Below are 9,050 nucleotides of genomic sequence, written 5' to 3'. Positions count from 1 at the left end.
CGACGGGGGGTTCCCCGGTGAGGGGCAGGGTGAACAGGAATCGGGCGCCGTCGGTGTACCCGGTGTCGATCCGGATCCTCCCGCCGTGGTGCTCGACGATCTTCTTGCACAGGGCGAGCCCGATCCCGGTACCGGAGTAGGAGTCCCGGCCGTGCAGCCGCTGGAAGATGACGAACACCTTCTCGGCGAACTTCTCCGGGATACCGATGCCGTTGTCGGTCACCCCCACCGTCAGGGAGGTGCCGTCCGGGGCGGTCTCGCAGGTGACGCGGATCTCCGGCGAGCGGTCGGGGCGGCGGAACTTGACGGCGTTGCCGACGAGATTCTGCCACAGCATGACCAACAGCGTCGGATCGCCCTCGATGGTCGGCATCCGCTCGGGACGTTCGACGCGGGCCCCGCTCTCCTCGATGACGCCGGAGAGATTGGCCAGTGCCTTGTCCAGGGTGCGGTCGAGTTCCACGTCCGTACGGGACTCGTTGAGGCGACCGACCCGGGAGAAGGTCAGCAGGTCGTTGATGAGGATCTGCATCCGCTTGGCCCCGTCCACCGCGAAGGCGATGTACTGCGTGCCCCGCTCGTCGAGTTTGTCACCGTAGCGCTTCTCCAACAGTTGGCAGAAGGAGGCGACCTTGCGCAACGGCTCCTGCAGGTCGTGCGAGGCGACGTAGGCGAACTGCTCGAGTTCGGCGTTGGACCGGCGCAGCTCCACGGCGCGGGCGTCGAGGTCGGCGGCCTGGCGTTCGAGGCGTGCGCGCTGTTCGCGGGAGGCTTCGAGCTCGGAGACGATCCGGCGGCGCATGCCCTCGACGTCCATGGCCATGGAGCGCAGGTCGGCGGGCCCCTCGGCGGGTATGTGCCGGTCGAACTCCCCGCGGGCCACCCTCCGGGACTCCGTCGCGAGGTGGGTGAGCGGGCGGATCACGAGGGTGCGCAACAGGACCGTCATGGTGGCGGCGGTGAGGAAGAAGACGACGACCATGAACAGCAGGACCGCGTCCCGCACGGAACGGGTGCGCAGCAGCTCGGCCCGGCTCTCGTCACGGGCCACGGTCAGCTGTTCACCCTGTTGCTCGGTGAGGGTACGCACCCGGTCGAAGGCCACTCTGCCGCGTTCCGCGGCGGCGTGGTCGAGGGTCTGCGGATTCCCCTCGACGACACCGTCGATCATCGGCTCGGCGTGTTCGAGGCGCCACTGCTCGGCGGCCTCCTCGATCGCCCGCAGATCGTTCAGGTGGGCGGCGCTTCCGCCCACCAGTTCCCGCAGACGGTCGAGGGACTCGCGTTCCTCGCCCAGACCGGCGGTGTAGGGCTCGAGGAACTGCGGATCGGCGGTGATGGCGTAGCCACGGGCCCCGGTCTCCTGGTTGACCAGGGATACCTGGAGACGATAGGCCTCCGCCCGGGCCGGTTGGATGGTGTCGGAGAGATGGTCGGACATCTCGGCCGTGCGGTTGATGAGGTGTGCCCCGACCAGGGAGCCCACCGCCACGAGGAGCCCCATGAACGCCAGGACCAGGTGGAACCACCCCCGAACGGTCACCCCCGAACGGCGGGGGCCGCCGGCGGTTCCGGCCCCGGAAGGGCGTGCCGCCTCCCCGTCGGTTTCCGGTGGAGTGGTCGCCGGGGCCGTCATCTTCGCCCTCCTCGTCATGGTGTCGCGGTCGCCTTCCCGTTCCATCGCACGTGGACCACGGCCACGTCGTCCGCCAGCCCGCCGTGTTCCTCGGCCATGGTCTCCGCCCGGCCGATCACGGTGTCCACGAATGCCTCGGGTTCCAGATGCGCGACCCGGCGGGCCACCTCCAGCAACCCTTCCTCCCCCAGTCGCTCACCGCCGGGTCCGATGCGTCCCTCGAACAGCCCGTCGGTGAAGAGCACCAGTCCGCTCCCGGCGGGCAACTCCATGTCGTGGATCGGCCAGGCGGCCAGTCCCGCGGGCAGGAGGCCGAGCGCCGGACCGCCGGGGGCCTCCATCCACTCGACCCGATCGTCGTGGTGGACCAGCAGCCCGGGGTGGCCCGCGCGGACCACCCGGGCACTCCCGCGGTCCGGGGACAGGGTCACGCTGGTGAGCGTGGCGAAGATCTGTTCGCCCATGCGTTCGGCGATCAGGATCTCCTCGAGTTTGCACAGCTGCCGGGCGTCGGTGACACCGGTGAGCACGAGGGTGCGCCAGGCGATGCGCAGTCCCACTCCCAGGGCCGCCTCGTCGGGCCCGTGGCCGGAGACGTCGCCGATGAGGGCGTGCACGGTGCCGTCGGGGGTCTGAACGACATCGTAGAAGTCACCACCGAGCAGGGCCTGGGCGCGGCCCGGGCGGTAGCGGGTCACGACATCGACCTCCTGCGGTTCCCTCAGCAGGGGGGTGGGCAGCAGCCCGCGTTCCAGGCGGGCGTTCTCCTCCGCGCGCAGCCGTCCCGCCTGGAGGGCGGCGGCCGCCTGCTCGGTCTGCTTGCGCTGGATGGCGTAGCGGACGGCGCGCCCCAGCAGTTCCGGTTCCACCCGACCCTTGACGAGGTAGTCCTGGGCTCCGGCGGCGACGGCCGCGAACCCGGTCCGTTCCTCGGCGACGCCGGTCAGCACGACCACGGCCACCCCGCCGGCGATCTCCTGCATCATGGCGAGGGCCTCCAGGCCCTGCGCGTCGGGGAGGTGGAGGTCGAGCAGGACGCACTCGGGCGGGCCGTCGCGTTCCAGCGCGGCGCGGGCCTCGGCGAGGGAACGCACCCAGGTCAGGTTCAGCCCGGGGGTGGTGTCGGCGACCAGTTCCTCCACCAGGAGTGCGTCACCGGGGTCGTCCTCGATGAGCAGCACGGCGGGTTCGGCCCGGTCGTCGGGGGGCCCCGGCCGCACGGCGGGCAGGCCCTCGGTCGAGCCGGCCGGTGCCGCCGCTCCCCGGCCCGCGGCCGAGGGGAACGTCGCGGCTTCCTGTCGCTCGGAAAGCAATGGATCCCGCCCTCCCGTGCCGCGCCCGCGGCCGATCAGTTGCAGCATGACAACTGACGAACCATACTCCCGACGGCCGGTTCCCGACGCATCGAGCCCGGCGGGACGCGTGTGGCGCCGGCCACGGACGGCTGCGCCGGGGGGAGGGGAGACGGACAGCGCGGGAGGTGGTGGGGACAGGGGATCCGCCGGGATCGGCCGGAAGCGAATGGCGTCGTCCGTCCCGCGCGCGGCGGCCCGGGGCCCACCGGACCGCCCCACCGCCCCTCGGGGGGCCCGGGTGGATTCGGGGTGGTCGGGGCTCGCTCACCACCGGTGGGGACCCGGTCCCCGCGACGGCCGGGAGACCCGGAGGAGCGGGGGCCGGGGAGGGCCGCGAGACGCGCGGATCGACGCGTCCGACCCCCGGGAACGGGCCGTGCGGGAGACCCTTGCCGGCGCCCGGCCACGACCTCTCGGCGGGGACCTCTCGGCGGGGTCGGCGGGGTGAACGCCGGGAAGGCCGCGGCACGGGAAGCCGCCGGTGACCGGGAACGCGGCCGAAGGGGACCGCCCCGGGTCGCCCGGGGGTCGGAGCCCCTCGTCGGAACCGAGGACCCCGACGGACCCGGGGGCGGTCCGCCGTCACACCGCTGTCACACCGTGCCGTCCGACACCACCTCGCGCAGGAGGGCGTCGATCTCCCACACGGAGTCGTTGACGTTGGCCAGGACCACCGTGTTGATCCCCGGCTCGGGGTACCGACGGATGATCGCCTCCACCCCGGGGTCGGCGCCGACCGCGCCGAACGAACGGCCGCTCCCCTCCCCCACCAGGTACACACCGTGCCCCATGGCGGAGTCCCCGTCGATGCGGGCGGCGGGTCGCAGGGCCTCGGCCACGCGCTCCGGCGCGAGAACGCGGCCCTCGGCGTACGCGGTCAGGAAACGATCGAGGTCGGCCGCGGTCGCGAACGCCCCGCCGTCCGGGCCGCCCACCGCGGGTATCGCGAAGACGTTGCTCCGCCAGGGCTCACCCGGTCGCCGGGGCCGAAGGTGGCCGGTGGCGAGGTCGGGGAGGATCTCATCGGCGGCGGGGAAGCCGGTGTCCCGCATCCCGGCCGGGGTGAACACCCTCTCGGTAACGGCTCGCCGGTAGTCGGTTCCCGTCAGCTGTTCGAGGATGAGGCCCAGCAGGATGTACCCGGCGTTGCAGTAGTGGTACCGGCTGCCGGGGGCCCGGTGCGGCGGCAGGTCCGCGAACAGGGGCAGGAAGTCCGCCGGGCGCGTCATGCGGTAGACGGGACGGTCGGCCCACAGCGCGGCGAACTCGGCCACCCATTCCTCGGTGGCCGTCTCCTCGTCGAAGTAGTCGGCGAGGCCCGAGGTGTGGGTGAGCAGGTGACGGACCGTCACCCCCGGATGGGATTCCACCGGCCGGAGCCCGGCGGGCAGCAGTCCCTCCAGGGGGGTGTCGAGGGTCTCCAGGTGGTCGGGGAGCAGCGACAACACCGCCGTGGCGGTGAACATCTTGGTCACCGAGGCGAGACCGAAGCGGGTCCGGGGGCCGATCGGCACGCCCGATCCCCGGTCCGCGACGCCGCGGTGCGCCTCCACCACCGTCTCTCCCCCACGGGTGATCATCACGGTCCCGGAGAAGTCCCGTTCCCGGTGGAGCCGGTCCATGAGGGCGGTGACGCGGTCGGTGGTGTCGAAGTGGCTTCCCGTCGGCATGATCGGAGTATCACCGTCCCCGCCGTTCCCCTCAAACGATTTATCGCCCCCGGGCCGCCGGGCGCCCCCGGGGCGGAAACCGATCGGGGACACGACGGCGACCCTGCATCCGGAAACCCTCGCGGTGCGGAAGGGTGGGGGCAGCGGGAGAAGGGATGTCGGGTGCGAGAGGCGGACGTCGTCATCGTCGGGGCGGGTGCGGCCGGTCTGTCCCTGGCCCACCACCTGTGCGGGGCCGCCGGCGCCGGTCTGGAGGTGGTGCTGCTCGACGCCCCGCCCGGCCCCCTGAGACCGGCCGAGCGGACCTGGTGCTTCTGGGAGGCACCCGGCGGGGAGTGGGACGACCTGCTGACCGCCTCCTGGGGGCGGCTGCGGGTGCGGACCCCCTCGGGGAGGGAGATCGTCGACGAACCCCCCGGCCTGCGCTACAAGATGCTGCGCTCGGGCGACTTCGGGAAGCGGGTGCGGGCCCGGATGGCGGAGAGCGGGATCCGGTGCGTCGAGGCGACCGTGGAGGCGATCGCGGACGGACCGGCCGGCGCGGAGGCGCGCGGCAGGGATGCGGCGGGTCGGCCGGTGACGGTGCGGGGGCGCTGGGTGCTGGACTCGCGCCCACCGCGCTCGATGGGCGCGGCCCGCACCCTGTGGTGGCAGCACTTCCGGGGCTGGTTCGTGCGTGCCGAGCGACCGGTCTTCGATCCGTCCGTCGCCGATCTGATGGACTTCCGCACCCCGCAACCCTCCCGGGGGCTCTCCTTCGGATACGTCCTGCCGCTGGGGTCACGGGAGGCCCTGGTGGAGTACACCGAGTTCTCCCCCACCGTGCCGGACCGCCCCGGATACGAGCGCGCCCTGCGCCACTACACCGAACACGTCCTGGGGACCGGGGCGTTGACGGTGACCGGGACGGAGGAGGGCGTGATCCCGATGACCGACGCGCGGTTCCCCCGCCGGGTGGGGCGGTCGGTGTTCCGGATCGGCACCGCCGGGGGTGCCGTGCGTCCCTCCACCGGCTACGCCTTCGCCGCCACCCAGCGGCAGGCGGCGGGAGTGGCCCGGGCCCTGGTCGACGGTCGGACCCCCGTCCCTCCCCCGGCCCACCGGGGCCGTTCCCTGGCGATGGACGCCGTCATGCTGCGCGCCCTGGACCGGGGCCGGGTCCGGGGCGACGACTTCTTCACCGGCCTGTTCTCGGGGGTGCCGATGGCCCGCCTGCTGCGGTTCCTGCAGGGGGACACCCGCCCGACCGAGGACCTGACGATCGGACGCCACACACCCATGTGGCCGATGACGCGCACGGCACTGGAGTTGCCGTGGGTGCGCCGTCGGCCCCGACCCGGTCCACCGCCCGTTGTGAAAGGGGAATCATGACCCTGCTGCGCGACAACGCGCTGTTCGCGGCCTTCGACCAGGCCGCCTCCTCCTACGATCGGCTGACGGCGGTGAATCCCGGCTATCACGGTCACCTCCGGCGTTCCGCGCGGCGGTTGCGCCTGCCCGACGGGGGGCGCGGGATGCGGCTGCTGGACCTGGGGTGCGGGACGGGCGCCTCGACCGCCGCGTTGCTGGCGGCGGCGCCCCGGGCGGAGATCGTCGCGGTGGACGCGTCCGCGGGCATGCTGGAGCGGGCGGCGGCCAAGCCGTGGCCCCCGGGGGTTCGGTTCGTCCACGCCCCCGCGGAGGAGTTGACGGCGGCGGTGGAGGGGCCCTTCCACGCGGTGTTCGCCGCCTATCTGTTCCGCAACCTCACCGACCCCGACGCCGTCCTGGCCGACGTGCACAAAATGCTGGTGCCCGCCGGTCGGCTGGCCGTGCACGAGTACACGCTCCGGGGGCGGCCGGTGGACCGGGCGGTGTGGTCGGCGGTGTGCTCGGCGATCATCGAACCCGCCGGCCGGTTGGCGGGCGACCGGGAACTGTACCGGCACCTGCGGCGCAGCGTGCTGGAGTTCGACACCGCCCCCGCCCTCGCCGCGCGGATGACGGCGGCCGGTTTCGAGTCGGTGCGGGTGCTGCCCCTGTCGGGATGGCAGACGAACCTCGTGCACACCGTGGTGGGAGGGGTGCCGTGCCCTCCGGCGGACCGGCGGTGAGCGACACGGCGCCGGGCCCGGCGCGACGGGAATCCGGAGGAACGGCGGGAACGACATGGGGAGCGGTGTGAACGACGCAGGCGGGTCCGGGGGATGGCGCGGCCGGCGGCCGGACGCCTCCCGACACGGTCGGGACCGACGGGCGGAGGTCCACCCGGCCCCGGGGGGCCGGCCCCGGCTGCACGGGGAGGACCGCCCCTCGGTGGCGGTGGTCGGCGGAGGCATCGCCGGGTTGGCGGCGGCCACCGCGTTGGCCGAGCGGGGTGTGCGGGTGACCGTGCACGAGCGGGAGGACCACGCGGGTGGGCGACTGGCGGGGTGGCCCACGACGCTGGCCGACGGTTCGCGGGTGACGATGAGCCGGGGCTTCCACGCCTTCTTTCGCCAGTACTACAACCTGCGCGGATTGCTGCGTCGGACCGATCCGGCGCTGCGGGGCCTGACCCCCCTGCCGGATTATCCGCTGTGGCACGAGTCCGGCACCCGCGACGGCTTCTCCCGGGTGCCGCGAACCCCGCCCTGGAGCGCGCTCGGGTTCGTCGCGCTGAGTCCCACCTTCGGCTGGGGCGACCTGGTGGAGATGCGGCCCACCGCCGCGCTGCCCCTGTTGGACGTGCGGGTGCCGGAGGTCTACCACCGCCTGGACGACATGAACGCCCGGGAGTTCCTGGAGCGCGTCAACTTCCCCGAGGCCGCTCACCACCTGGCCTTCGAGGTCTTCTCCCGCAGCTTCTTCGCCGATCCGCGGGAACTGTCGGCGGCCGAGCTGGTGGTGATGTTCCACATCTACTTCCTGGGCTCCGCCGAGGGCCTGCTGTTCGACGTTCCCGACGAGCCCTATCCGCGGGCGCTGTGGGACCCGCTGGTCGCCTACCTGTCCGGCCACGGGGCCGAGGTGCGTACCGGCAGCGCCGTGGAGACGATCGAGCCCATCGCCCCCGGCGGCGGCCGGATGTCCCCGGGGGTGGTGGTCACGGCGGACGGCCGCGATCGGCGGCACGACGCCGTGGTGTTGGCCACCGACCCCGGCGGGCTGCGGAAACTGGTCGCCGCCTCCCCCCGGTTGGGGGACCCGGAGTGGCGGGAGCGGATCGGGCGGCTGCGCACCGCGCCGCCCTTCCTCGTCTCGCGGCTGTGGCTGGAGCGACCGGTGGACGCGGACCGTCCCGGTTTCCTGGGCACCGGCGGCTTCGAGACCCTGGACAACGTCAGCGTGTTGGAACGCTGGGAGGGCGAGGCCGCCCGCTGGTCCGCGCGCACCGGTGGGTCGGTGGTGGAGCTGCACGCCTACTCGCTGGACCCGGACGCGGACCGGGCGAAGGAACAGCGTCGGGTGGTCGAACAACTGCACCGGGTGTACCCCGAGACCCGGGACATCCGGGTGGTGGACGAGCGACACGAGTGGCGCGCCGACTGTCCCCTCTTCCCGGTCGGGGGGTGGGCGGATCGCCCCACCGTGCGGACCGGGGACCCCCGGGTGGTGGTGGCGGGGGACGGCGTGCGCACGAACCTGCCGGTCGCCCTGATGGAGCGGGCCGCCACCACCGGTTTCCAGGCGGCGAACGCGCTGTTGGAACGCTGGGGCGTGCGCGGCCAGACGCTGTGGAGCGTTCCCAACCGCGGTCGGACGCCGCTGCTCCGCACGCTGGCCCGGCGGTACGGTGCCCCGACGCCCTGAGGACCCCGCGTCCGATGTCGCCCCGACGCCGCACCGCGTCGGGGCGACGCCACCTTCCCGACACGCGGTGGAACCGGGATACTGCACTGCGTGACGACCCGCAACGGGGAACTCGGGACACGGGAGTCTGAATGAGGACCAACGGGGCAGGGACCGGCGCGCCACGGCAGGCGGTGGTGATCGGGGGCGGTCCGGCCGGGCTGACGGTCGCCCGGGTGCTCGCCGAGCGGGGCACCCGGGTGACGATCGTGGAACGCGACCGCCTGCCGGGAGAGCCGTCCCACCGGGCGGGTGTGCCGCAGGGGCGACACACCCACGTGCTGCTGGAGGGCGGGCAACGGGCGTTGGAACGGCTGCTGCCCGGAGCCGTCGGGGAACTGCTGGAGCGGGGCGCGCCGAGGATCGGCATGCCCGAGGACATGCTGCAATGGCAATCCGACGGTTGGTACCGCCGCACCGCGGCGACCGCGCACCTCCTCACCCCGTCCCGCCCCCTGTTGGAATCGGTGCTGCGGCGTCGGGTGCTCGCCGACGAGCGGGTGGGGACGGTGGAGGGGACCGAGGTCCTCGGGCTCGTGGGGACCGCGGCACGGGTCACGGGGGTGGTGGTCCGCGAGC

At 73.4% G+C, this 9,050-nt stretch carries 7 protein-coding genes; 4 read left to right on the top strand and 3 right to left on the bottom strand.

The genetic code is table 11. From position 1 onward, the window contains the following. The 3 genes from FOE67_RS08895 to FOE67_RS08885 form a co-directional block, all read right to left on the bottom strand. Positions 1-1,636: sensor histidine kinase (locus tag FOE67_RS08895; RefSeq protein ID WP_182662259.1), on the bottom strand; the 1,636-nt coding region annotated here is incomplete at its 3' end. Between the two features lie 14 nt (positions 1,637-1,650). Then, the gene (locus FOE67_RS08890) at positions 1,651-2,997 is read right to left on the bottom strand and encodes a PP2C family protein-serine/threonine phosphatase (protein ID WP_182662257.1); all 1,347 of its coding nucleotides are present in this window, start codon (positions 2,995-2,997) and stop codon (positions 1,651-1,653) included. Between the two features lie 587 nt (positions 2,998-3,584). Then, the gene (locus FOE67_RS08885) at positions 3,585-4,661 is read right to left on the bottom strand and encodes a serine hydrolase domain-containing protein (protein WP_182662255.1); all 1,077 of its coding nucleotides are present in this window, start codon (positions 4,659-4,661) and stop codon (positions 3,585-3,587) included. A 162-nt stretch (positions 4,662-4,823) separates the two neighbouring features. Between FOE67_RS08885 and FOE67_RS08880 the strand changes: the two genes are divergently transcribed. The 4 genes from FOE67_RS08880 to FOE67_RS08865 all read left to right on the top strand — a co-directional run. Beyond that, positions 4,824-6,032: a lycopene cyclase family protein gene (locus tag FOE67_RS08880; RefSeq protein ID WP_182662252.1), complete on the top strand. Its 1,209-nt coding sequence runs from the start codon at positions 4,824-4,826 to the stop codon at positions 6,030-6,032. Beyond that, positions 6,029-6,754, top strand: coding sequence for a class I SAM-dependent methyltransferase (locus FOE67_RS08875; protein ID WP_182662250.1), 726 nt, complete (start codon positions 6,029-6,031; stop codon positions 6,752-6,754). Before FOE67_RS08880 ends, FOE67_RS08875 begins: the two co-directional genes overlap by 4 nt. 55 nt (positions 6,755-6,809) lie before the next feature. Next, positions 6,810-8,432, top strand: coding sequence for an FAD-dependent oxidoreductase (locus FOE67_RS08870; protein ID WP_182662248.1), 1,623 nt, complete (start codon positions 6,810-6,812; stop codon positions 8,430-8,432). Positions 8,433-8,563: 131 nt separating this feature from the next. Then, on the top strand, positions 8,564-9,050 hold a 487-nt coding region (locus FOE67_RS08865), incomplete at its 3' end, for an FAD-dependent oxidoreductase (RefSeq protein WP_182662246.1).

The organism is Streptomyces calidiresistens (genome assembly GCF_014141525.1).
GTDB lineage: Bacteria > Actinomycetota > Actinomycetes > Streptomycetales > Streptomycetaceae > Streptomyces > Streptomyces calidiresistens.
This window is presented reverse-complemented; position numbering and strand designations above follow the sequence as displayed.